Source organism: Amycolatopsis methanolica 239 (genome assembly GCF_000739085.1).
Lineage (GTDB): Bacteria > Actinomycetota > Actinomycetes > Mycobacteriales > Pseudonocardiaceae > Amycolatopsis_E > Amycolatopsis_E methanolica.
Map to the genome: position 1 here is coordinate 5,229,492 of NZ_CP009110.1, position 22,671 is coordinate 5,252,162.

Consider the following 22,671-nt stretch of genomic DNA (forward strand, 5'->3'; position numbering starts at 1 on the left):
GACCAGTGACGCGGCGGCCGCGAAACCGGTGGGAACCCGGTGCTGTGCCGCAACTGTGATGACTCGGGTGCGCTCCGTGCACACCCGGGTCGAGCCAGGTCGCCTGCCGCCGCGCCGACGCCTTTCGCCTCCGGCTCAGGGGTGCGGCGTCCGTTACGCCTGGGTGCGGGACGGGGCCCCATGACGCCGGCCGGAAACCGAGGTCTTCCCGTGTTCCGTCGTATCGCACCGTTGTTCGCCGTTCTACTCGTACTCGCCGGGTGCGCCACCCGGCCGTCCGAGGATTCCACCGCCCCACCCGAAAGCGACGGCGTCTTCCCGGTCACGGTCGCCGCGCCCGGCGCACCCGCGGTGACCCTCGACCGGCAGCCGCAGCGGATCGTGTCGTTGTCGCCGTCGGCCACCGAGACGTTGTTCGCGCTCGGCGCGGGACCGCAGGTGGTCGCGGTCGACTCGGCGTCGAACTTCCCGGAGCAGGCGCCGCGGACCCAGTTGTCCGGCCTGAGCCCGGATCCGGAGACGATCGCCGCCTACCGGCCCGACCTCGTCGTGGTCTACGCCGACACCACCGGCCTCGCCGACGCGCTGGCCAAGACCGGCACCAAGACCCTCGTGATGCCCGACGCGAAGACGCTCGACGACGCCTACGCGCAGTTCGAGGTGCTGGGCAAGGCGACCGGGCACCAGGCCGAGGGCGAGAGCCTGGCCCGGCAGACCCGCGACGAGATCGACAAGATCGTCGCGGACACGCCGAAGCGGTCGCTGACCTACTACTGGGAGCTGGACCAGACGTTCTACAGCGTGACCGCGGCAACCTTCGCCGGGCAGGTGCTCACCCGGTTCGGCCTCACCAACATCGCCGACGGCACCGATCCGTCCGCCTCCGGCGGCTACCCGCAGCTGTCGGCCGAACGCATCCTGCAGTCGAACCCGGACCTGATCTTCCTCGCGGACAGCAAGTGCTGCGGGCAGAACGCCCAGACCGTCGCAGCCCGGCCGGGCTGGAACACGTTGACCGCCGTGCAACGCGGACAGGTGATCGCGCTCGACGACGACATCGCCTCGCGGTGGAGCCCGCGGATCGTCGAGCTCGTCCGCACGGTCGCCGACGCGATCGCCAGGACCGGTGCCTGACACCCGGACCCGGCTGCGGGCCCCGGTCCTGGTCGCCGGGCTCGTGGTGCTCGTGGCCGTCCTGCTGTTCGCCGCGCTCGTCGGCGCCAGCGACCTCGGCTGGCAGCGGGTGCTCGCCGAGATCTGGGCGCAGCTCACCGGCGGGCAGTCGCCGCTGTCCGCGCGGGAGGCCGCGATCGTGTGGCAGCTGCGCGTCCCGCGGGTCCTGCTGGCGGGAATCGTGGGCGCGGCGCTCGCGGTGTCCGGGGCGACGTTCCAGGGCGTGTTCCGCAACCCGCTCGCCGACCCGTACCTGCTCGGCGCGGCGGCCGGGGCGGGCATGGCGGCCACGCTCGTCGTCGTGTTCGCCCCGGCGGTCAGCGGCTGGGTCGTCGGGCCGCTGCCGCTGGCCGCGTTCGCCGGCGCGCTCGGCGGGGTCGGGCTGAGCTGGCTGGTGGGCCGCTCGGCCGGCGGCAGCACGAGCACGCTGCTGCTGGCCGGGGTCGCGGTGGCGTCGTTCCTCACCGCGATCCAGACGTTCGCGCAGCAGCTGAACACGGAGACGATCCGGCAGGTCTACACGTGGATGCTGGGCGGGCTGAACGTGAGCGGGTGGCGGGAGGTCCTGATCGCGGTGCCGTACGTGGCGGTCGCCGCGGTCGTGCTGTGCCTGTCGGCGCGGCTGCTCGACGTGCTCGCGCTCGGCGACGCGGAGGCGGCGTCGCTGGGGCTGCGCCCCGGCCGGATCCGGCTGGTGGTGCTGGCGGCGGCGTCGCTGGCCACCGCGGCGGCGGTGTCGGTGAGCGGGCTGATCGGGTTCGTCGGGATCGTGGTGCCGCACGTGGTGCGGATGCTCGCCGGGGCCAGCTACCGGGTGGTGATCCCGCTGTCGCTGGTCGGCGGCGCGGCGTTCCTGGTGCTGGCCGACCAGCTGGCGCGCACGGTCATGCCGGGCGAGCTGCCGCTGGGCGTGGTCACCGCGTTCACCGGGGCGCCGTTCTTCGCCTGGATCCTGCGCTCGTCGCGGAGGAGGTTCTCGTGACCGCGTTGTCGTTGCGCTCGGTGCGGGCCGGCTACGGCGATTGCCCGGTGGTGCACGGGGTGTCCGTCGAGGTGCCGCCCGGCGGGTGGCTGGCGATCGTGGGCCCGAACGGCGCCGGGAAGTCCACTTTGCTCAAAACGGTGGCGGGACTCCTGCCGCCGCAAGGGGAAGTGCTCATCGGCGGCCGCTCCGGGTTGCCACGCAAGGAACTCGCGCGCGTCGTCGGCTACGCGCCCCAGGACCCGGCGGTGCCCGCGGGCCTGACGGTGACCGACTACGTGCTGCTCGGCCGCACACCGCACCTGGGCCTGCTGGCACGGGAAAGCCGCGCGGATCTGTCCATTGTGGAGCACGTGCTGGCCCGGCTGGATCTTGGTGAGCTGGCGGGCAGGCGGATGGACATGCTGTCCGGCGGCGAACGCCAGCGGGCGGTCCTGGCGCGGGTGCTGGCGCAGCGGGCGAGCCTGCTGCTGCTCGACGAGCCGACCACCGGCCTGGACATCGGGCACGCGCAGGCGCTGCTGGAGCTGATCGACCGGCTTCGGCACGAGGACGGCATCACCGTGGTGTCGACGCTGCACGACCTGACGTTCGCCGCGCAGTACGCCGACCAGCTCCTGTTGCTCGACGGCGGCCGGGCGGTCGCGGCCGGGCCGCCAGCGGAGGTGCTCACCGCGAAGGCACTGGCACGGCACTACGGCGCGGCGGCGGAGGTCCGCGTCGGCGATCATGGTGAACTGGCCGTACTACCGATCCGCCCGGGCCGGCCCTGACCCCGACCAATACGGCGACCACTCCTCCTGCTCGACGGCCGAGCGGTCACCGCCGGGCCGCCTGCCGAGGTCCTCACCATGGAAGCGCTCGCACGTCACTACGGCGCGGCCGCGGAGATCCGGGCCGGCGATCGTGGTGAGCTGGAGATCGACTCGGCGATCGACGCGTTCGTGGACGCGCTGCGCACGGACTGCACGCGGGAGTTCGGCCCCTGGATCCACCGGTTCTTCCACCCCGGACAGAACTAGAACCTGTTACAGTCGGGTGCATGATCCTCGAGCGTTTCCGCGTGACCGGCAGGGTCGCCGTGGTCACCGGCGCCGCCCGCGGCATCGGCGCGTGAGCCGCCGTCGCGCTGGCCGAAGCCGGTGCGGACGTGGTGATCTCCTCCCGCACGAAGACCGATCTGGAGGCCGTCGCCGCGCGCGTGGCCGACGCCGGGCAGCGCGCGCACGTCGTGCCTGCCGACCTCAGCGATCCCGCCGCGGCCGCCGCACTGGCGCAGGCCGCGGTCGGCGAGTTCGGCCGCGTGGACATCGTGGTCAACAACGTCGGCGGCACCTATCCCCGCCCGCTGCTGGAGACCACGCCCGAGTTCCTCGAAGAGGCGTTCCGCTTCAACGTCTCGACGGCGCACGCGCTCACCACCGCGGCGGTTCCGTTGATGACCGACGGCGGCGCGGTCGTCAACATCTCGTCCAACATGGGCCGCGTCGCCGGGCGCGGGTTCGCCGCCTACGGCACCGTGAAGGCCGCGCTCGCCCACTACACGCGCCTGGCCGCCTACGACCTCGCGCCGCGCATCCGGGTCAACGCGATCGCCGTCGGGTCGGTGGCGACCTCGGCGCTCGAAGTGGTGGCGAACACGTCGTGGCCGCCATCGTCTACCTGGCCTCCCCCGCCGGCTCCTTCGTCACGGGGAAGGTGCTGGAAGTGGACGGTGGGTTGCAGGCGCCCAACCTCGAACTCGGATTGCCGGACCTGTGACGCACCAGGTGGTGCAGTGGAGCACCGGCAATGTGGGGCGGCACGCGATCGCGGGCATCGACGCGCATCCGGAGCTGGAACTGGTCGGTGTCTGGGTGTCGCACCCGGACAAGGCCGGCCACGACGCCGGTGAGCTGGCCGGCCTGGGCCGGTCGCTGGGCGTCGAGGCGACCACCGACGCCGACGCGCTGCTGGCGCTGGAGCCGGACTACGTGGTCTACACGGCGATGGCGGACGACCGGTCGATGGAGGCGCTGGCCGACCTGCAGCGGATCCTGCGGGCCGGGGTGAACGTGGTGTCGAGCAGCCCGGTGTTCCTGCAGTTCCCGGACGGCGTGGTGCCCGAGGAGGTGTCCGGCCCGGTGCGCGCGGCCGCGACGGAAGGCGGCGCGTCGCTGTGGGTGAACGGCGTCGACCCGGGGTTCGCCAACGACTGGCTGCCGCTGGTGCTGACCGGCGTGTGCGAGCGGATCGACGAGGTGCGCTGCTTCGAGATCTTGGACTACTCGACCTACGACAACCGCAAGGTCGTCTTCGACATCATGTGCTTCGGCGGCTCGCTCGGGGAGACTCCCATGCTGCTGCAGCCCGGCGTGCTGTCGCTGGCGTGGGGCAGCGTGGTGCGTCAGCTGGCGGCCGGGCTGGGCGTGGAGCTGGACGCGGTCGAGGAGAGCTCCGAGCGGCTGCCGGCACCGTCGGCGTTCGACATCTCGTGCGGCACGATCGCCGAGGGCACCGCGGCCGCGCCGCGGTTCGAGGTGCGCGGCATGCGCGGCGGACGGCCGGTGTGCGTGCTGGAGCACGTGACGCGGCTGCGGCCGGACTTGGGGCCGGACTGGCCGCAGCCGTCGGGGCAGGGCTGCTACCGGGTGCAAGTGACCGGCGAGCCGAACTACATGCTGGACCTGCGGCTGGTCGGCACGGAGGGCGACCACAACACGGCGGGCCTGAAGGCGACCGCGATGCGCCTGGTGAACGCGATCCCCGCGGTGGTCGCGGCGCCACCGGGGCTGCTGACGGCGCTGGACCTGCCGCTGGTGACGGGGCGCGGCCTGGTCAGTTGGACCAGTGCGTCAGGCCGATGTAGAGGACCACGCCCGCCACGACGAGGGCCGCGAAACCGAGCGCGCCGCCGAGGAGCAGGCCGCTGCCCAGGGAACGCCACGGCGGCCGCGCGAGCCGGCACAGGGACCCGCCGATGATCGCGCCGAACGTGACCCCGATGAACGCGTAAGCGTATTCGCCGGCGTGCCAGCCGCGACGAGATCCCCGGCCAGGGCGGCCACGACGGCGATCAGCAATCCGGTCGCGAGCGCGAACCCTGAGGCCGCACCCGGCCGCCGGTCCTCGGTCGTGATCGCCAGTCTGCCGCGCCCGGCCGGCGGCGCGCGTGAGTAGAACTACTCGCGTTCCGGGGCGACTTTCTCGGTGTCGTCGTCCTTGCTGCGCAACGTTTCCGGTGCCTCGCGCGGCCCTCGCCGCCTGGCGAGGACGAAGTAGACCATCGCGCCCGCGAAGACGAGGATCGACGTCCACGTGTTGACCCGCAGGCCGACGATGTGCGTGGCGTCGTCGGTGCGCATCAGCTCGATCCAGAACCGGCCCAGCGTGTACCCGGCGACGTACAGGGCGAACGCGCGGCCGTGGCCGAGGCGCATCTTCCGGTCGGCGTAGACGACCAGCGCCGCGATGAGCAGGTTCCAGATCAGCTCGTACAGGAACGTCGGGTGCACCGGGCTGTCCGCGAGCGGGATGTGCCCGAACGCGATGCCGTTGGGCCCCTGGTCCGGGATCGTCGGGTTGTTCGGGTCGAAGCGCTGGTAGATCTCCAGGCCCCAGGGCAGCGTGGTGTGCGCGCCGTAGAGCTCCTGGTTGAAGTAGTTGCCGAGGCGGCCGATGGCCTGCGCGACGACGATGCCGGGGGCGATCGCGTCGGCCATCGCGGGCAGCGGCACACCCTTGCGGCGGCAGCCGATCCACGCGCCGACCGCGCCGAGGGCGATCGCGCCCCAGATGCCGAGGCCGCCGTCCCAGATGTAGAGCGCCTTGACCGGGTCCTTGCCCTCGCCGAAGTAGCGCCACCAGTCGGTGATGACGTGGTAGAGGCGGCCGCCGACGAGACCGAACGGCACGGCCCACACGGCGATGTCGACGACCGTGCCCTTGGTGCCGCCGCGCTGCACCCAGCGGCGGTCGCCCCACCAGATGGCGAGGATGATGCCGGCGATGATGCACAGCGCGTAGGCGCGGATCGGGATCGGTCCCAGGTGCCAGACGCCGCGGTCCGGGCTCGGGATCGTCGCGAGGAACACAGCCGAGGCGGAATTCACGCGCTCACCGTAACGTGCGCGGTGTGAAGTGCGTGGGTCAGCCCGCGCGGTTGAGGACGGCCGACCCGATCGCGAGCACACACCCGACGCCGAAGATCGCCGTGAGATACCACGGGCCACCCTGGGTGACGTTCCAGACCGCCACGAGAGCCGCCACCACGGCGATCACGAGACTGCGCACCTGCAGAGGAGAAGGCCGGGCCATGCGGACAGCCTGCCACGCCCGGATCAGGGCGACGCGCCCTCCCCCACCGAGTACGCGGGACTCGCCCACGGAAACGCAGAACTCGCCGACGGGAACGTGGGACTCGCGGCCACGGATGCAGAACTCGCGTTTCGCGCGAGTCCCACGCTCGCGCGTGCGAGTTCCACGCTCAGGTGCGCGAGTCCCACGTTCGGGCGCGCGAGTTCTCCAGTCGGGTGTGCGAGTGCCAGGGTGGGATCACTCCGCGGCGGTGGCGCGTCGCTCAAGGGCGCGGCGTATCTTGCGCTTGTCGTACTCCGGCAGGGCCTCCACGGTGGCCAGGTCGGGTAGCAGCGCGGGCTCCGTGGTGAACGCCCGGAACGCCGTCCCGATCGTCACGCCGTGGCCGGGCCGTGACAGCACCGTCACCGCGTCGCCGGCCTCCACCGGCCCCGGCTCCAGCACCCGGAAGTACGCGCCGGGCAGCGCGCGCTGCGTGAACGTCTTCACCCAGCCGCGTTCGCCGAGCCAGCCGGCGAACGTGCGGCACGGGATGCGCGGCGAGGTCACCTCCAGCACCAGCGACGAGCCGACCCGCCACCGCTCCCCGATCAGCGCCCCGGTCACGTCGACGCCCGTCGTGGTCAGGTTTTCGCCGAACACGCCGGGTGGCAGCTCGCGGCCCAGTAGTTCCACCGCCCAGACGTCCAGGTCCTCCCGCGCGTACGCGTACACCGCCTGGTCGTCGCCGCCGTGGTGGCGCAGGTCGCAGATCACGTCACCGGCCACACCGCTCGCGCCGACGCCGCGCGGGCCGGGCGCGGCCACCGCCACCGGCCCGTCGACGGGGCGCTTGTCGATCCCGGTGATCCCGAGATCGGCCTCCCGCAGCTCGCGCTTCGTCCCGATGTTGACCGACAGCACCTTCGCCATGCTCATGCCTTGCAGAACCAGTCGGCCTGCCCGGGCTCGGGCACGGCGCCGCCGGGCGGGAACGTCTCGCGGAAGGTGAACGCGTACGGCGTCGGCCCGTGCGCACGCAGGTGCCGGATCCGGTCCTCGGCCTCGTCGGTACCCGGCCGGTGCCCCTCGGGCACCCACCACAGCGCGGTGAACGCCTCGGGCATCCGCTCGAACCACTCGCGGCGGCGCTTGAGCACCGCCCGGTGCTCCCCCGAGTACACGTACGCGGCCAGGTCCTCGACCGAACGCCACGTCGACATGTTGACGATGACCCCCGCGCTGGTGCCCGCGTCCCACTCGAAGGCGCGGATCGCGGTCGCGTTGCCGTCCTCGGTCTGCATGCGCCACACGAGACCGGGCGCGGCGTCGGCGAGCGCGTTGACCGGGTCGAGCGCGTCCACGAAGTCCTTGAGCTGGGGCGACGTCAGCGGAGCGACCAGGCGGCCGACGTTCACCTGCGCGAGTTCATAGGCCATGCCGCCGGTCTGCCGATCGATCGGCGCGGAAGCCACGTGTTTTGCCGTGGAATCCTCAGGCAGTGGCGACGGCCTGACGCACACCCTCGGCGAGCTCACCGGCCAGCGCGTGCACCGGTTCGGTGCCGCCCGCGGCGGCCGACACCAGCGCCGACCCCACGATCACGGCGTCGGCGAACCCGGCGATCTCGGCCGCCTGCTCACGCGACCGGACACCCAGCCCGACGCCGATCGGCAGGTCCGTGTGCGCCCTGGTGCGCGACACCAGCTCGGCCGCGCCGCTGCTGACCTGGTCCCGCGCGCCGGTGACGCCCATGACCGCGGCCGCGTACACGAACCCGGAGGACGCCTTGACGGTCAGGTCGATCCGCTCCTCCGACGAGGACGGCGCGACCAGGAAGATGCGGTCCAGGCCGTGCTGCTCGGACGCGGCCATCCACTCGCCTGCCTCGTCCGGGATCAGGTCCGGCGTGATGAGGCCGAGGCCACCGGCGGCGGCGAGGTCGCGCGCGAACTTCGCCACCCCGTACTGGCGCACCGGGTTCCAGTAGGTCATCACGACCGCCCGGCCACCGCGGGCCGACACCGACTCGACGACCTCGAACAGGTTCCGCAGCCGGAAGCCGTTCTTCAGGGCGGCGTCCGCGGCGAGCTGGATCGTCGGACCGTCCATCACCGGGTCGGAGTAAGGCACGCCGACCTCGACGAGGTCCGCGCCCCCGTCGATCAGCGCCGCCAGCAGGTCCTTCGAGCCCGGCACCGTCGGGTACCCGGCGGGCAGGTAGCCGACCAGCGCGGCGCGGCCCTCGCTCTTCGTCTGAGCGAACAGATCCTGCAGCCCGGTCACTTCTCCACCAATCCGAAGTACTTCGCGGCGGTGTCCATGTCCTTGTCGCCGCGGCCCGACAGGTTCACCACGATGAGCCCGTCCCGGCCCAGCTCCTTGCCGAGCTGGATGGCTCCGGCCAGCGCGTGGGCCGACTCGATCGCCGGGATGATGCCCTCGGTGCGGGACAGCAGCGCGAACGCGTCCATCGCCTCGGCGTCGGTGACCGGCCGGTACTCGGCGCGGCCGCTGTCCTTGAGCCAGGCGTGCTCGGGGCCGACGCCCGGGTAGTCCAGGCCGGCCGAGATCGAGTGCGACTCGACCGTCTGGCCGTCCTCGTCCTGCAGCAGGTACGACATCGCGCCGTGCAGGTTGCCCGGCGTGCCCTTGGTCAGGGTGGCGCCGTGGCGGTTGCCGTCGATGCCCTCGCCGCCCGGCTCCAGGCCGACGAGCCGCACGTCCGGGTCGTCGATGAAGCCGTGGAAGATGCCGATCGCGTTGGACCCGCCGCCGACGCAGGCCGCGACCGCGTCCGGCAGCCGCCCGGTCTGCTCGAGGATCTGCGCGCGGGCCTCCTCGCCGATGACCTTGTGGAAGTTGCGCACCATCATCGGGAACGGGTACGGCCCGGCGGCGGTGCCGAACAGGTAGTGGGTGGTGTCGGCGTTGGCGACCCAGTCGCGCAGCGCCTCGTTGATCGCGTCCTTGAGGGTGCGCGAACCGGTCTTGACCGGGATCACCTCGGCGCCGAGCAGCCGCATCCGCGCCACGTTCAGCGCCTGCCGCTCGGTGTCGACCTCGCCCATGTAGACCACGCACTCGAGGCCCATCAGGGCGCACGCGGTGGCGGTGGCGACGCCGTGCTGGCCCGCGCCGGTCTCGGCGATGACCCGCTTCTTGCCCATCCGCTTGGTGAGCAGCGCCTGGCCCAGCACGTTGTTGATCTTGTGGGAGCCGGTGTGGTTGAGGTCCTCGCGCTTGAGGAAGATCCGCGCGCCTCCCGCGTGCTCGGCGAACCGCTCGGCCTCGGTGAGCAGCGACGGCCGTCCGGCATAGTCGCGCAGGAGGCGCTTGAACTGGGCCTGGAACTCCGGGTCAAGCCGGGCCTTGTCGTACTCGGCGGACACCTCGTCGACGACGCCGATCAGCGCCTCCGGCATGAACCGGCCGCCGTAGGGGCCCCAGTAGCCGCGTTCGTCGGGGTCGTGCGCGTCGTGCCGCTCGTGCTCGCTCATCGGCTCGGCCTCGGGCATGCGGGGTGCGATCCGGCGGTGACCAGCTTCATGAGGGCGCCCTTCGGGTCGCCCGAGGCCACCAGGCCCTCGCCGACCAACACCGCGTCGGCACCGTGCCCGGCGTAGGCCATCAGGTCGCCGGGGCCGCGGACGCCGGACTCGGCGACCTTCACCGTGTCGAACGGCAGGCCCGGCGCGAGACGGCCGAAGACGTCCCGGTCGACCTCGAGGGTGTGCAGGTTGCGGGCGTTGATGCCGATGACCTTGGCGCCGGCCTCCAGCGCGCGGTCGGCCTCCTCGGCGTTGTGCACCTCGACCAGCGCCGTCATGCCCAGCGACTCGACCCGGTCGAGCAGCGCCATGAGGGCGTTCTGCTCCAGCGCCGCGACGATCAGCAGGACCAGGTCGGCGCCGTGCGCGCGGGCCTCGTGGACCTGGTAGGGGGTGACGATGAAGTCCTTGCGGAGGATCGGGATGTCGACCGCGGCGCGGACGGCGTCCAGGTCGGCCAGCGAGCCGCCGAACCGGCGCTCCTCGGTGAGGACGCTGATGACCCGCGCGCCTGCCGCCTCGTAGTCCTTGGCCAGCGCGGCGGGGTCGGAGATGTCGGCCAGCGCGCCCTTGGACGGACTCCGGCGCTTGACCTCGGCGATGACGCCGATCGACGAGTCACGCAGCGCGGACATGGCGTCCCGCGGCGGCGGCGCCTGCGCGGCGAGCCGCTTCAGCTCGTCGAACGGGAGCGCCTTCTCCCGTTCGGCGAGATCTTCCCGGACGCCGGCGACGATGTCTTCGAGAACGGTCACGGCGCAACCTCACCGGTTGTCGCACATTCACTCGAAAGCTGGCTCACAAACACCTTCCCCTTCCCGCAGAAAAGATGCTAACCCGCCCACCTGTGCGGACCGGTTCCGGGTCGGACTTGCCTTGTCCGGCAGCGGAAATCGCCGCCTACCGATCAGTAGTCGGGTCCTCGCCCTCCGACAGCGCCTCCCACAACTCCGCGTCCGGATCCTTCGCGGCCTTCTTCCGGCCGGCCGGGGCCTCGTAGCGCGCGCCCAGCTTCGCCATGCGACCGGCGCCCTTGATGGCGAACAACCCCGCGGCGAGCATCAGAATTCCCGCCAGCAGGGCCAGTCCGCGCCCGGCGAAGATCTGCGCGGTGGGCGCACCCTCCGGGAAGCCGCCGAAGCGCCAGCCGTCGATCGCGATCCAGCCCGCGGCGATGCCGGCCAGCGCGACCAGCACGCCCAGCACGCGCCGCAGCCAGCCGCCCGCGGCGATCAGCCCGGCGACCCCGGCCAGCGCGAGCACGGCCAGCGGCACCAGCGCGTCGGACTCCTGCTCGCCGGTGTGCTTGTCCAGCACCATCCCGCGCACGCCCGCGTCGCGCAGCTCGGCGGCCCAGACCAGCCGCGAGGAACCCCACAGCGCGGCCGCGGCCAGCAGGAGCGCGGCCGCGACGATCCACAGTGGACGCTTACTGGACGCGGGCGACGTCATCGGCCGGGTCCAGCTTCCGCGGCGGCGCCATGGTCTGCGCGGCGGCGACCGCGGAGAGCACCGTGCGGGCCTTGTTCAGGCATTCGTTGTCCTCGTACTCGGGCACCGAGTCGGCCACCACGCCGCCGCCCGCCTGCACGTACGCGATCCCGTCCCGGATCAGGGCGGTGCGGATCGCGATGGCCGTGTCGGCGTCGCCCGCGAAGTCGAGGTAGCCGACTACGCCGCCGTAGAGACCGCGGCGGGTCGGCTCCAGCTCTTCGATCAGCTCCATCGCGCGCACCTTCGGGGCGCCGGACAGCGTGCCGGCCGGGAAGCACGCTGCCACCGCGTCGAACGCGGTCTTGTCCTCGGCCAGCTCCCCGGTGACGGTGGACACGATGTGCATGACGTGGCTGTAGCGCTCGATCGCGAAGAAGTCGACCACCCGGACGGTACCGGGCTTGCAGACCTTTCCCAGGTCGTTGCGGCCGAGGTCGACCAGCATCAGGTGCTCGGCGCGCTCCTTCTCGTCGGCCAGGAGGTCCTTGGCCAGCTGCGCGTCCTCCTCCGGATCCGCGCCGCGCCAGCGGGTGCCCGCGATCGGGTGCGTGGTGGCGCGACCGTCCCGCACGGTGACCAGCGACTCGGGGCTCGAGCCGACGATGTCGAACCCGTCCAGCCGCAGCAGGTACATGTATGGGCTCGGGTTGGAGGTGCGGAGCACGCGGTAGATGTCGAGCGCGTCGGCCTGAGTGGGGATCTCGAACCGTTGCGAGGGCACGACCTGGAACGCTTCGCCGGCCTTGATCGCCTCGACGGCCTTTTCCACCGCGGCGAAGTAGTCGGCCTGCGTGCGCCTGCGCTCGAACTGCGGCGCGGGGCGGTCGAAGACGGCGGCGGTCGCGGGGGCCGCCGCACCGAGCCGCTCGGTCATCTCCTCGAGGCGGCGGACGGCGTCGTCGTAGGCCGCGTCGACCCGCTCCGGGCTGTCGTCCCAGTTGACGGCGTTCGCGATGAGCGTGACCGTGCCCTCGTGGTGGTCCACGGCGGCCAGGTCGGTCGCCAGCAGCATGGTCAGCTCGGGGATGTCGAGGTCCTTCTCCGCCAGCTCCGGCAGCTTCTCCAGCCAGCGCACCGCGTCGTACCCGAGGTAGCCGACCATCCCGCCGGTCAGCGGCGGCATGCCGGGCAGCGGCTCGGTGTGCAGCGCGGCGACCGTCTCCCGCAGCACGGTCAGCGGGTCGCCCTCGGTCGGCAGGCCCACCGGCGGAGTGCCCTCCCACACGGCCTCGCCGTCCCGCACGGTCAGCGCGGCGGGGCTGCGGACCCCGATGAAGGACCAGCGGGACCACGACTGCCCGTTCTCGGCCGACTCGAACAGGAACGTGCCCGGGCGGTCGGCCGCGAGCTTGCGGTAGACCCCGACGGGCGTTTCGCCGTCGGCGAGCAACCGCCGGACCACCGGGATCACGCGACGGCCCTCGGCGAGGGCACGGAACTCGTCGCGCGCGGGGCTCACCGAACCGAGGCCGCCGTCGGTGGGATTCGCACTGACCATGGAGCCATTGTGCCGCCCGGGTCCGACACTCTTCGCACCGGGCGTTAATTCAGGCTCTGTTGAATTCTGGTTCCGCCCGAGTCATGATGGAGGGGTGAGCACCGCGGAACAGCCTACGCCCGGCAAGCGGCGCGGCCGCCGCCCCGGCGGCCAGGACACCCGGGCCGCGCTCGTGACCGCCGCGCGCGAGGTCTTCAGCGAAAGCGGCTACGAGGGCGCGACCGTGCGCGCGATCGCCGCCCGCGCCGGTGTCGACGCGGCCATGGTGAACCACTGGTTCGGCGGCAAGGAGGGCCTGTTCGCGCAGGCCGTGCTGCAGCTGCCGTTCGACCCGGTCGAGCTGCTCTCGCAGCTCCTGGACGGACCGGTGGACGAGCTCGGGAAGCGGATCGTGCGGCGGTTCCTGACGGTGTGGGACGCGACCGAGGGCGGCGCGTTCCCGGCGCTGGTGCGCAGCATCGCCAGCCACGACCAGGCCGCGTTGAGCCTCAAGGACTTCCTGATCCGGCACGTGCTGGAGAACGTGGTCAGCCGGGTGTCACCGGACCGGCCGGAACTCCGCGCGACGCTGTGCGCGTCGCAGATGGTCGGCATGGGGATGGCCCGGTACGTGGCGAAGTTCGAGCCGTTCTCGACCACGGACATCGAAACCCTGGCGGCGGCCGTGGGCCCGACGTTGCAGCGCTACTTGACCGGCGACATCGACTAGGCGTCGTCGGCCAGCAGCAGGCGGTCCGCACCGTCGAAGCACGTGCGGGTGCCGGTGTGGCAGGCGGGGCCGGTCTGGTCGACCCGCACCAGCAGCGTGTCCGCGTCGCAGTCGAGGCGGACCTCGCGCACGTGCTGCACGTGCCCGGACGTCTCGCCCTTGACCCACAGCTCCTGGCGGCTGCGCGAAAAGTACGTGCCGCGGCGCGTGGTCAGCGTGCGCTCCAGCGCCTCGTCGTTCATCCAGGCCACCATCAGCACGTCGGAGGTCGCGTGGTCGACCACGACGGCGCACACCAGGCCGTCGGCGGTGCGCTTGAGCCGCTGGGCCAGCTCGGGTGCCAGGCTCACCGGACCTCGACCCCGCCCTCGCGCAGGGCGTCCTTGACCGCGCCGATCTTCAACTGTCCGAAGTGGAACACGCTGGCGGCGAGCACGGCGTCCGCCCCGGCCCGTACCGCGGGCAGGAAGTGCTCGACCGCGCCCGCTCCCCCGCTGGCGATCACCGGCACGGTGACGACCTTGCGGGTCTTCTCGATCAGTTCCAGGTCGAAACCGGCCTTCGTGCCGTCGGCGTCCATCGAGTTGAGCAGGATCTCGCCGACGCCCAGCTCCTCGCCGCGCTGGGCCCACTCGACCGCGTCGATGCCGGTGCCGCGACGGCCGCCGTGGGTGGTCACCTCGAACCCGGACGACGTCGGCTCCGACCCCTCCGGCACGCGCCGCGCGTCGACCGACAGCACGATGCACTGGGCGCCGAAGCGGCGGGAGGCCTCGCGCAGCAGCTCGGGGCGGGCGATCGCCGCCGTGTTGATGCTCACCTTGTCCGCGCCAGCGCGCAGCAGGCGGTCGACGTCGTCGCAGGCGCGCACGCCGCCGCCGACGGTCAGCGGTATGAACACCTGCTCGGCCGTGCGCCGGACCACATCGAAGGTGGTCTCGCGGTTGCCCGAGGATGCGGTCACGTCGAGGAAGGTCAGCTCGTCGGCGCCCTCCGCGTCGTAGGCCCGCGCCAGCTCGACCGGATCGCCGGCGTCCCTGAGGTCGGCGAAGTTGACGCCCTTCACCACCCGGCCCGCGTCGACGTCCAGACACGGGATCACCCTGACCGCTACACCCATGCCACCAGGGTAGATGTTCCCTACAGTGGCGTGGGTGTGGTGGGGGTTGCTGTGTGCGGTGGCCGCCGCGGTCGCCTACGGGGTCGCCTCCGTATTCCAGGCCGTCGCGGCCCGCGCGGTGGACGACGGCGGGTCCGGGGTGGACCCGCGGCTGCTCGTGCGCGTGCTGCGGCAGTGGCGGTACGTGCTCGGGCTCGGTCTGGACGTCGTGGGGTTCGTCGCGCAGCTGGTCGCGTTGCGGGTGCTGCCGCTGTTCGTGGTGCAGGCCGCGCTCGCGGCGAGCCTCGCCGTCACCGCCGTGGCGGCCCTCACGCTCGGCGTGCGGCTGTCCGGCCGGGAATGGGGCGCGATCGCGCTGGTGTGCGCCGGACTGGCGCTGCTCGGCGTGTCCGCGCGGAGCGAGGGTTCCGAGCCGGTGGGCACGGCGTTCCACGTCGCCCTGCTCGTGTCCGTCGCGCTGCTGGCGGTCGCGGGCTGGACCGTCGGGCGTGCTCCCGGGCACGTCCGCACGCCGGCACTTGGGCTGGTGTCCGGGTTGTGCTTCGGCGTGGTCGCGCTGGCCGGGCGGGTGCTGGACGCGACGGGCATGGCCGCGGTGCTGACCGATCCCGCCGCGTACGCCCTCGCCGCGGCCGGGGTGCTCGCGATGCTGTTCTACGCCTCGGCCCTGCAGCGCGGCAGCGTCACGACAGCCACCGCGCTGATGGTGGTCGGCGAGACCGTGGTCCCGTCGCTGATCGGCGTGGTCCTGCTGGGCGATTCGACGCGGGCCGGGTTCGCGCCGGTGGCCGTGGCCGGGTTCGTGGTCGCGGTGGCGGCGGCGCTGGCGCTGGCCCGGTTCGGCGAGGTCGACAGTCCACAGCGGACACCGGTGCGGCGCTGATCACGCTACCGTTGGGGCATGTCGGATTTCGAGCGCATCGCCGCCGAGAAGTACCTCCTGCTGACGACGTTCCGCAAGAACGGCACGCCCGTGCCGACGCCGGTGTGGGCCGCCGGCCACGACGGCGAGATCGCCGTGTGGAGCGACCGGACGGCGGGCAAGGTCAAGCGGATCCGCAACAACCCCGAGGTCACACTGCAGGGCTGCGACTTCCGCGGCCGCGAGACCCACGGGCCGGTGGTGACCGGGAAGGCCCGGCTCCTGGACGAGGCGGCGACCGAGCGGGTGCGCTCGGCGATCGCGCGCAAGTACGGGGTGGTCGGTCAGGTGACGATGTTCTTCAGCAGGCTGCGGGGCCGTCAGAAGACGATCGGCCTGGCGATCAAACTCGGGGGCTGACCGCTTCCAGGGCCTGCGGCAGCGTGAACGCGCCCGCGTAGAGGGCCTTGCCGATGATGGCGCCCTCGACGCCGTCGGCGGCGAGACCGGCCAGCGCACGCAGGTCGTCCAAACTGGACACCCCACCGGAGGCGATCACCGGCGCGTCGGTGCGAGCGGCGACCTCCGCGAGCAGGTCCAGGTTCGGGCCCTTGAGCGTGCCGTCCTTGCTGACGTCGGTGACCACGTAGCGCGAGGCGCCGTCCCGGTCCAGGCGCTCCAGGACCTCCCACAGGTCGCCGCCGTCGCTGGTCCAGCCGCGGCCCTTGAGCCGGTGGCCGTCCTCGGTGATGCGCACGTCGAGGCCGATCGCGACGCGGTCGCCGTAGGTGGCGACGACCTTCGCGGTCCACTCCGGATCTTCGAGCACCGCGGTGCCCAGGTTCACCCGGCGCGCCCCGGTGGCGAGCGCGGCCTCCAGCGACGCGTCGTCGCGGATGCCGCCGGACAGCTCGACCTGCACGTCCAGCTCACCGACCACGCGGGCGATCAGTTCCTTGTTGTCGCCCTTGCCGAACGCGGCGTCGAGGTCGACGAGGTGGATCCACTCCGCGCCGTCCCGCTGCCAGGCGAGCGCCGCGTCGAGCGGGCTGCCGTAGGAGGTTTCCGTGCCCGCCTCGCCCTGGACGAGACGCACGGCCTGGCCATCGGCCACATCGACGGCGGGAAGGAGGGTGAACGTCACGCGGCCACTATAAGGAGCAGGGGCGCTGAGCTGGTCAGAGGGTGCGCAGCCAGTTCTCCAGCAGGTGGGCGCCCGCGTCGCCGGACTTCTCCGGGTGGAACTGGGTCGCCCACAGCGGGCCGTTCTCCGCGGCCGCGACGAAATCCTCGCCGTGGTGCGCCCACGTCACCTTGGGCTGTTGGCCGGGCAGGCCGGAGTCGAGCTGCCAGCTGCGGGCGGCGTAGGAGTGCACGAAGTAGAACCGGGCGTCGGGGTCGAGGCCGGCGAACAGCTGCGAGTCCTCGGGCGCGCGGACGGTGTTCCAACCCATGTGGGGGACGACGTCGGCGTGCAGGCGGTCGACCGTGCCGGGCCACTCGCCGGTGCCCTCGGTCTCCAGGCCGTGCTCGACGCCCCGCTCGAACAGGATCTGCATGCCGACGCAGATGCCCAGGACGGGACGCCCGCCGGCGAGACGGCTGCCGATGATCTTCTCCCCGCCCACGGACAGCAGGCCCGCCATGCAGGCCGCGTAGGCGCCCACACCGGGGACGACGAGGCCGTCGGCTTCCAGCGCCGCATGCGGGTCGGCTGTCACCTCGACCTCGGCGCCGACGCGCCGCACGGCGCGCTCGGCGGAGCGCAGGTTCCCCGATCCGTAGTCCAGAATCACGACGCGAGCCACCTGACCAGTCTAGAGGCTTCGTGCGGGTGGTTCCGCCGGGCGGCTCGGAGGCGTTTGATGGCGGCAGGCAGGGGAAGGCTGCGGGAGGGCGCCGCGGTAGGGAGTGACGATGTCGTCGCAGAGCGAAGCCCACGGTTCCGGTGAGCGGGCCAGGGAGCTGGCCAAGACGCTGGACGAGCTGGAGAGCGGCCTGCTGGGCCCGGACGAGGTGCGCGAGCTGCTCGAAGGACTGACCACTCTCGCCACGGCGGTGACGCGCGTGCTCGACGACCTGCGGGGGTGCCGGGTGCTGCGGGAGCGGGAGCACGAACTGGGGCTGCTCGCGTTCCAGACGATCCGCAGCAAGCTGGAACAGGCCGCCGCGGCAGCCGAAGACCTGCAGGTGAGCGCCGAGGCGCTGTGCCGGCTGCTGCCGGAGCACACCTCGGGAGGCGATTGAACCGCAGGTTCTCCGGCATGTCCTCGTGGAGGCACCGCACCGGCATTCGCCACCGCCGCGCCTCCCGTGCCGGGCGAGTTCGGCACGAGAGGCCGCCGGGCTGGCGCCACGCGCTCTCGCAGAGCGGTGTTTGGTGACGCCGACCCCGTCCGGCAGCCAATGCAGGACGCGGAGGCAACTCGTGCCGCAGCCGGCCTCCGGATGCCCTGCGGTGCGGCGTGCGCGCTGCGGCGCCGGGCCGCACGTCCCAGCCCGCCCCGGGTGGGTGAAATTCCTGGGTGGTTCTCGGCCTCCACCTCGTCCGTTCAGTTCGGGCGCGGGGAGGCCTTCAGGGCGGCCGCGATGCTCGCCTCGTCGAGGGCGTGCGCCAAGTCGTGGTCGGTGACCTCGCCATACCTGCGCACCTCGGCGTCCCGGCGGGTACCGAGTGCCCGGAGACGGTGCGGGACTCCACGAGGGCCTCACTGACCTGGTGGGCCGACGTGCCTGCCAGGTACGGCTCGACCAGCACGACGTCCGCCACCCCGGTCCGGGCCACTGCCGCGCGCAAGGTCTCGGCGTCGAAGGGACGGACGGTCTTCGCGTAGAGCACCGTCACGTCCATGTCCTCGGCCGCGGCCAGCACGCGGTCCAGCATCGGGCCGACCGCCAGCACGACCCCGCGCCCGCCCTGGCGCACCACCTGCATGCCCGGCCCCGGGCGCGGGCGCGCGTTCGACTGGCCGCTCAGACGCAGGTACACCGTGCCGTCACCGGGCAGCGCCTCACGCAGCAGCGACACCGCCTCGTCCGGGTGCCCCGGCACGTGCACCGTCCAGCCCGGGATGGCGTCGATGAGCGCGACGTCCGCAGGCGACTGGTGGGTGCGGCCAGCGGTCGGGCATGTCGTACGAACCGCCCCACGAGACGAGCACCGCGCCCGCACCCTGGTGGGTCAGGTCCAGCTTGACCTGCTCGTAGGGCCGCTCCACGAGGAACGACGGGAACGTGTGCACCACGGGCCGCATCCCGGCCAGCGCCAGCCCGCCCGCGACGCCGATCAGCGCCTGCTCCCGGATGCCGACGTTGATGACCCGGTCCGGGTGCCTGCGCCGGGCGGCTTCCAGCGACGCCGCGGAGATGTCGGCCAGCACGACCGCGACCCGCGGATCCTCGTCGAGCACTTGCTCCACTGTGGACAGAAAGGCCTCCCGCATTCCGGTCACGGCTCAGCTCCCCTTCGGTTCGACGACGGCGACCACGCACAGCGGGCGGTCCGGGTGCGGCGTGGTGAACGCGGCGTACAACGCGTCGTGGTCGCGGCCGTCCACCGTGCGCGTGGCCCAGCCCTCGACGGCGAAGCGCTCCGCGATGCCACCCGGCCAGCCGTGCGTCGCCGACTGGTTGTCGACCACCACCGCGGTCAGCTGGGCCATCGACGCCCGTCCGGCGAGCGCGATCGCCTCGTGGTTGGAGCCCTCGTCGAGCTCGGCGTCCCCAGTCAGCACCACCACCTTCGGTTCCGTCAGTCCCTGCGCGCGCAGCCCGAACACCGTGCCGACGCCGATCGCGAGCCCGTGCCCCAGCGACCCGCTGGAGATCTCCACGCCGGGCACGAGCGTCCGGTCCGGGTGGTAGCCCAGCCGTGACTCGCTGCCCGCCCACCCGGCCAGCTCCGCGGGGTCGAGGAACCTCTTGGCCGCCAGAACCGCGTAGTAGGCCATCGGCCCGTGGCCCTTCGACAACAGGAACCGGTCGCGGGCCGGCTCGTCCGGCGCCTCGGGCGACACGTTCAGCACCCGGTCGTACAGCACCCACAGCACATCTACTGTGGACTCCGCCGCGCCGGAATGCTTCTCGTCGCCGCGCATGGCGTCGATCAGCGCCGGCAGGTCGGCGTAGCCCAACCCCCTGGTCGTGTTCTCCATGTATCGACCGTGCAACCTCGACTTAAGTCGAAGTCAAGGCTAGGCTGGCGTCGTGACCAAGCTTGCCGACCACCTGACCATTGGCCAGGTCGCGGAGCGCAGCGGCGTGCCGCACACGGCGTTGCGTTTCTACGAGGACCGGGGCCTGATCACCTCCGAGCGCTCGGCCGGGAACCAGCGCCGGTACCCGCGATCGGTGCTGCGCCGGATCGCGTTCATCCGGGCGGCACAGCGGGTGGGGCTCAGCCTCGAGGAAATCCACGACGCGCTGTCCACCCTGCCACGCGACCACGCGCCGACGAAGGCCGACTGGGCCCGGCTGTCCCGCGGGTGGCAGGACGAACTCGACGCCCGGATCGACGCCCTGCAGCGGCTGCGCGACCGGCTGACGGGTTGCGTCGGGTGCGGGTGCCTGTCGCTGCGCGTGTGCGGGCTCTACAACACCGACGACCGGATGGCGCAGTACGGCCCTGGCGCGCGAGGACTCAAGCCCGCCGCCGAGGGCGGCGCTTAACCGGCCACCGAGGGCGGCGCTTAGTGGCCACCGAGGGTGGAACGCAGCTGGCCAGCGAGGGTGGCGCGCAGCCGGCGCGATGGGTGCTTGGTTTCGGGAGTGCCGGGGCATCGCCTCCTTCGGTTGACCGGAATATGACGATGACGGGTGGGCGACGGTGGTCTCGGCGGCGGCCGGGCGCGCGGGAGCCAAGCCGATTCCGAGTGGTGGCGCGTTCCGCCGCGACGGGTGCTCAATCATCGGCAGGCGCCGGCTTGAGGCGGCGGCCCCGATCCGGGAGCCGGCGCTCAAGCCGGCGAGCCACGGGCGCCCCCTGGAGTATCGGGCGGCCTGCCCCACACCGAGCAGGGCCTTGTCGAGCCGCGGCGGACTCCTGCGCATGGCGGGGGCATGCCGGTCCATGCCGCGGCGCCGAGCGCGGCCGGCACGCCGCAGTCGCACTTCACGTCGCGTCTTCGGAACAACCGGTCGAGCGCCGCAACACCTGGGGCGCGCAGGGCGCGCCAGCACCGCGTCCACCGCAGCGTGCCGTCGCAGCCGAAATCGGCCAGCAAACGGCTCACGTAGCAGCCGAGGCATTCCCGTTCCTGCGGCTCGGTCCACAGGTCGAGCAGGCCGGCGTTCGTCATCGGACCCTCCTTCGGTTCGTGCTCCCTGACTACCAGCGGCCTCCGACAAAACCTTGCGCCGCCTCACCCGATCGTGCGCAACTGGAAACAACATGGACGAAAGAACGATCATCCGGGTGTCCAAATGGCTGTCCCGGCACCTCCGGCACGAGCCCGGCGAAATCGGGCTCTCCCTCGGCCCCGGCGGCTGGGTCCCGGTCACCGAACTCCTCGCCGCGCTCGCCCGCCACGGGCTTCCGCTCTCCCGCGCGCGACTCGACGAAGTCGTGGCAGGCAACGACAAACGCCGCTTCGCCTTCGACGAGACCGGGACACTCATCCGGGCCAGCCAAGGGCACAGCGTGGACGTCGACCTCGGCCTGCCGGACGCCGACCCGCCGGCCACGCTCTTCCACGGCACCGCGGAACGGTTCCTGCCCGCCATCCTCCGCGAGGGCCTGCGCCCGCGCTCCCGCCACGACGTGCACCTTTCGCGTGACACCGAGACCGCCGTCCGCGTCGGCTCGCGGCACGGCAAACCCGTCGTGCTGGCCGTCGACGCCGCCGCGATGACCCGCGACGGCCACCGTTTCCAGGTGAGCGAGAACGGCGTCCGGCTCACCCGTGTGGTGCCTTCGCAGTACCTGAGCCGTCACTGACCGATCACAATGAACGAGTGCGGATCAGGCCAGCCGATGTCACCGACGCCGTAGCCGTCTTCACCCTGCTGGACCAGTCCGCCGGCGGACAACCGCGGCGGGCGGCGTTCGACCACAACTACGAGCAGCTCATCGCGGCGATGACCTACGACGACACCGACTTCCTGGTGGCCGACCACGACGGCGACGTCGTCGGTTACGTGCTGGCCGCCCGGGTCCTGTCGCTGCACGCCGGCGGCCCGGTCAGCCACCTGCTGGAACTCGTGGTCGCGCAGGCGCACCGCGGGCAGGGGATCGGCGGGATGCTCGTCGACGCGGTCGTCCGGCGGGCGCGGCGCGCCGGGGCCGTCGAAGTGCACGTCATCGCCAGGCGCATCCCCGGCTACTTCGAGCGGCTGGGCTTCGCCGAGACCGCGACCTGCCTGACGCTGCCGCTCTCCTGAGTCAACCGCGCCGGCGGGGCCTGCCGAGCAGCTTGCGCCCCACCTCGAGCAGCGATTCGCGCAGGGTGTCGTCGTCGTAGTGCGCCAGGTCGGGCGAACCGCCGGCCAGCGCGATCCCGGCGACGGCGGCATGCGCGGCGACCACCCGCGCCGGATCGGGATCGGGCCCGGTCAGGATCGTCATCATCCCGACCATGCAGCTCTCCTTGCCGAAGAAGTGCTTCTCCAGCGCCCGGGCCACGCCGGGGTCGCTGGAGAACAACGCGACCAGCGCCCGGTGCCGCACCACGAGGTCCACGAACCCGGCCAGCATGTGGTCGATCCGCGCCCCCACCCTGCGTTCCCGCGCCGCCTCGCCGACGATCGACTCCAGCTCGCGCAGCCCGGGCTCGACCACGGCCTCGGTGATCTCGTCCTTCGTCTTGAAGTGGTAGTACACCGCGGCCTTCGTGACGCCGAGCTCGTCGGCGATCATCTGCAGCGACGTGCCCTCGACCCCGTGCGCGGTGAACAGCCGCAATGCCGTGGCGAGCAGGCGGGTACGGGTGTCTTCGTGTCCGGCCACGGCTGCCATCGACTGGTGAACCTCCTCGTCAGCAGCCGAAGAGTACGCGACGCGAAATCCTGCG

28 protein-coding genes and 2 pseudogenes are annotated in these 22,671 nt (G+C 72.3%); 13 read left to right on the forward strand and 17 right to left on the reverse strand.

Going from position 1 to position 22,671, the window contains the following annotated elements:
- Positions 1-180 precede the first annotated feature (180 nt).
- From AMETH_RS25390 to AMETH_RS25410, 6 genes and pseudogenes are all read left to right on the forward strand, one after another.
- Complete coding sequence (locus tag AMETH_RS25390) at positions 181-1,134, forward strand: ABC transporter substrate-binding protein (protein ID WP_051079439.1); 954 nt, start codon at positions 181-183, stop codon at positions 1,132-1,134.
- A complete protein-coding gene (locus tag AMETH_RS25395) occupies positions 1,127-2,155 on the forward strand; it encodes a FecCD family ABC transporter permease (RefSeq protein WP_017983995.1) in 1,029 nt (342 codons plus the stop codon). Before AMETH_RS25390 ends, AMETH_RS25395 begins: the two co-directional genes overlap by 8 nt.
- The gene (locus AMETH_RS25400; protein WP_017983996.1) at positions 2,152-2,928 is read left to right on the forward strand and encodes an ABC transporter ATP-binding protein; all 777 of its coding nucleotides are present in this window, start codon (positions 2,152-2,154) and stop codon (positions 2,926-2,928) included. The genes AMETH_RS25395 and AMETH_RS25400 overlap by 4 nt, the downstream gene beginning before the upstream one ends.
- 78 nt (positions 2,929-3,006) lie before the next feature.
- Complete coding sequence (locus AMETH_RS40800) at positions 3,007-3,177, forward strand: hypothetical protein (protein WP_017983997.1); 171 nt, start codon at positions 3,007-3,009, stop codon at positions 3,175-3,177.
- A gap of 20 nt (positions 3,178-3,197) precedes the next feature.
- Positions 3,198-3,916: pseudogene (locus AMETH_RS25405) on the forward strand (SDR family oxidoreductase).
- Positions 3,913-5,118: an NAD(P)H-dependent amine dehydrogenase family protein gene (locus tag AMETH_RS25410; protein ID WP_017984000.1), complete on the forward strand. Its 1,206-nt coding sequence runs from the start codon at positions 3,913-3,915 to the stop codon at positions 5,116-5,118. Before AMETH_RS25405 ends, AMETH_RS25410 begins: the two are co-directional and overlap by 4 nt.
- A gap of 198 nt (positions 5,119-5,316) precedes the next feature.
- Here the strand turns inward: AMETH_RS25410 and lgt are convergent, their stop codons facing one another.
- The 9 genes from lgt to AMETH_RS25455 form a co-directional block, all read right to left on the reverse strand.
- On the reverse strand, positions 5,317-6,246 hold the full coding sequence (gene lgt / locus AMETH_RS25415) for a prolipoprotein diacylglyceryl transferase (protein WP_223842933.1): 930 nt from the start codon (positions 6,244-6,246) through the stop codon (positions 5,317-5,319).
- Positions 6,247-6,283: 37 nt separating this feature from the next.
- Positions 6,284-6,427 carry a hypothetical protein gene (locus AMETH_RS38820; protein ID WP_167345508.1) on the reverse strand — a complete coding sequence of 48 codons (144 nt, stop codon included), beginning with the start codon at positions 6,425-6,427 and terminating at the stop codon, positions 6,284-6,286.
- Positions 6,428-6,688: 261 nt separating this feature from the next.
- On the reverse strand, positions 6,689-7,369 hold the full coding sequence (locus AMETH_RS25425) for an MOSC domain-containing protein (RefSeq protein WP_017984003.1): 681 nt from the start codon (positions 7,367-7,369) through the stop codon (positions 6,689-6,691).
- Positions 7,366-7,869 (reverse strand): DUF3291 domain-containing protein, encoded by a 504-nt coding sequence (locus AMETH_RS25430; RefSeq protein ID WP_026153354.1) that lies wholly within the window; start codon positions 7,867-7,869, stop codon positions 7,366-7,368. Before AMETH_RS25430 ends, AMETH_RS25425 begins: the two co-directional genes overlap by 4 nt.
- Positions 7,870-7,924: 55 nt before the next feature.
- Positions 7,925-8,716, reverse strand: a complete 792-nt coding sequence (gene trpA / locus AMETH_RS25435; RefSeq protein ID WP_017984005.1) for a tryptophan synthase subunit alpha — start codon at positions 8,714-8,716, stop codon at positions 7,925-7,927.
- Positions 8,713-9,948: a tryptophan synthase subunit beta gene (gene trpB / locus AMETH_RS25440; RefSeq protein WP_017984006.1), complete on the reverse strand. Its 1,236-nt coding sequence runs from the start codon at positions 9,946-9,948 to the stop codon at positions 8,713-8,715. Before trpB ends, trpA begins: the two co-directional genes overlap by 4 nt.
- Positions 9,927-10,736 (reverse strand): indole-3-glycerol phosphate synthase TrpC, encoded by an 810-nt coding sequence (trpC, locus tag AMETH_RS25445; RefSeq protein WP_017984007.1) that lies wholly within the window; start codon positions 10,734-10,736, stop codon positions 9,927-9,929. Before trpC ends, trpB begins: the two co-directional genes overlap by 22 nt.
- Positions 10,737-10,881: 145 nt before the next feature.
- Positions 10,882-11,433, reverse strand: a complete 552-nt coding sequence (locus AMETH_RS25450) for a Trp biosynthesis-associated membrane protein (protein ID WP_017984008.1) — start codon at positions 11,431-11,433, stop codon at positions 10,882-10,884.
- Entirely contained in the window at positions 11,411-12,973 is a 1,563-nt protein-coding gene (locus AMETH_RS25455; protein ID WP_017984009.1) for an anthranilate synthase component I, read from the reverse strand. The genes AMETH_RS25450 and AMETH_RS25455 overlap by 23 nt, the downstream gene beginning before the upstream one ends.
- A gap of 94 nt (positions 12,974-13,067) precedes the next feature.
- Here AMETH_RS25455 and AMETH_RS25460 point away from each other — a divergent pair, with 94 nt between their 5' ends.
- Positions 13,068-13,682, forward strand: coding sequence for a TetR/AcrR family transcriptional regulator (locus AMETH_RS25460; RefSeq protein ID WP_017984010.1), 615 nt, complete (start codon positions 13,068-13,070; stop codon positions 13,680-13,682).
- Here AMETH_RS25460 and hisI read toward each other — a convergent pair.
- Positions 13,679-14,032 carry a phosphoribosyl-AMP cyclohydrolase gene (gene hisI / locus AMETH_RS25465; protein ID WP_017984011.1) on the reverse strand — a complete coding sequence of 118 codons (354 nt, stop codon included), beginning with the start codon at positions 14,030-14,032 and terminating at the stop codon, positions 13,679-13,681. The two genes, AMETH_RS25460 and hisI, sit on opposite strands and share 4 nt — an antisense overlap.
- Positions 14,029-14,802 carry an imidazole glycerol phosphate synthase subunit HisF gene (hisF, locus tag AMETH_RS25470; RefSeq protein WP_026153356.1) on the reverse strand — a complete coding sequence of 258 codons (774 nt, stop codon included), beginning with the start codon at positions 14,800-14,802 and terminating at the stop codon, positions 14,029-14,031. Before hisF ends, hisI begins: the two co-directional genes overlap by 4 nt.
- Before the next feature lie 13 nt (positions 14,803-14,815).
- Between hisF and AMETH_RS25475 the strand changes: the two genes are divergently transcribed.
- Entirely contained in the window at positions 14,816-15,685 is an 870-nt protein-coding gene (locus tag AMETH_RS25475; RefSeq protein WP_085929373.1) for a DMT family transporter, read from the forward strand.
- A gap of 18 nt (positions 15,686-15,703) precedes the next feature.
- Complete coding sequence (locus tag AMETH_RS25480; RefSeq protein WP_017984014.1) at positions 15,704-16,084, forward strand: PPOX class F420-dependent oxidoreductase; 381 nt, start codon at positions 15,704-15,706, stop codon at positions 16,082-16,084.
- Here AMETH_RS25480 and priA read toward each other — a convergent pair.
- The gene (gene priA, locus AMETH_RS25485; RefSeq protein WP_017984015.1) at positions 16,068-16,808 is read right to left on the reverse strand and encodes a bifunctional 1-(5-phosphoribosyl)-5-((5-phosphoribosylamino)methylideneamino)imidazole-4-carboxamide isomerase/phosphoribosylanthranilate isomerase PriA; all 741 of its coding nucleotides are present in this window, start codon (positions 16,806-16,808) and stop codon (positions 16,068-16,070) included. The genes AMETH_RS25480 and priA overlap by 17 nt on opposite strands.
- Positions 16,809-16,842: 34 nt before the next feature.
- The gene (hisH, locus tag AMETH_RS25490; RefSeq protein ID WP_038532366.1) at positions 16,843-17,472 is read right to left on the reverse strand and encodes an imidazole glycerol phosphate synthase subunit HisH; all 630 of its coding nucleotides are present in this window, start codon (positions 17,470-17,472) and stop codon (positions 16,843-16,845) included.
- Positions 17,473-17,581: 109 nt separating this feature from the next.
- Between hisH and AMETH_RS25495 the strand changes: the two genes are divergently transcribed.
- Positions 17,582-17,911, forward strand: a complete 330-nt coding sequence (locus tag AMETH_RS25495; protein ID WP_223842934.1) for a hypothetical protein — start codon at positions 17,582-17,584, stop codon at positions 17,909-17,911.
- 305 nt (positions 17,912-18,216) lie between these two features.
- Here the strand turns inward: AMETH_RS25495 and AMETH_RS25500 are convergent.
- Positions 18,217-19,107 (reverse strand): annotated as a pseudogene (locus AMETH_RS25500) (transketolase family protein).
- A gap of 12 nt (positions 19,108-19,119) precedes the next feature.
- On the reverse strand, positions 19,120-19,818 hold the full coding sequence (locus AMETH_RS25505; protein ID WP_017984018.1) for a thiamine pyrophosphate-dependent enzyme: 699 nt from the start codon (positions 19,816-19,818) through the stop codon (positions 19,120-19,122).
- A 52-nt stretch (positions 19,819-19,870) separates the two neighbouring features.
- Between AMETH_RS25505 and soxR the strand changes: the two genes are divergently transcribed.
- On the forward strand, positions 19,871-20,332 hold the full coding sequence (gene soxR, locus AMETH_RS25510) for a redox-sensitive transcriptional activator SoxR (protein ID WP_017984019.1): 462 nt from the start codon (positions 19,871-19,873) through the stop codon (positions 20,330-20,332).
- 287 nt (positions 20,333-20,619) lie between these two features.
- On the opposite strand, the gene AMETH_RS37315 is transcribed toward soxR, so the two are convergent.
- Positions 20,620-20,961 carry a DUF2695 domain-containing protein gene (locus AMETH_RS37315; protein ID WP_081617594.1) on the reverse strand — a complete coding sequence of 114 codons (342 nt, stop codon included), beginning with the start codon at positions 20,959-20,961 and terminating at the stop codon, positions 20,620-20,622.
- Between the two features lie 92 nt (positions 20,962-21,053).
- On the opposite strand from AMETH_RS37315, the gene AMETH_RS25515 reads away from it, so the two are divergent.
- Together AMETH_RS25515 and AMETH_RS25520 are read left to right on the forward strand one after the other, a co-directional pair.
- Positions 21,054-21,599, forward strand: coding sequence for an RNA 2'-phosphotransferase (locus tag AMETH_RS25515; protein ID WP_017984020.1), 546 nt, complete (start codon positions 21,054-21,056; stop codon positions 21,597-21,599).
- A 17-nt stretch (positions 21,600-21,616) separates the two neighbouring features.
- Complete coding sequence (locus tag AMETH_RS25520; protein ID WP_017984021.1) at positions 21,617-22,042, forward strand: GNAT family N-acetyltransferase; 426 nt, start codon at positions 21,617-21,619, stop codon at positions 22,040-22,042.
- Between the two features lies 1 nt (position 22,043).
- Here AMETH_RS25520 and AMETH_RS25525 read toward each other — a convergent pair whose 3' ends face one another.
- A complete protein-coding gene (locus AMETH_RS25525; RefSeq protein ID WP_017984022.1) occupies positions 22,044-22,616 on the reverse strand; it encodes a TetR/AcrR family transcriptional regulator in 573 nt (190 codons plus the stop codon).
- Positions 22,617-22,671 lie beyond the last annotated feature (55 nt).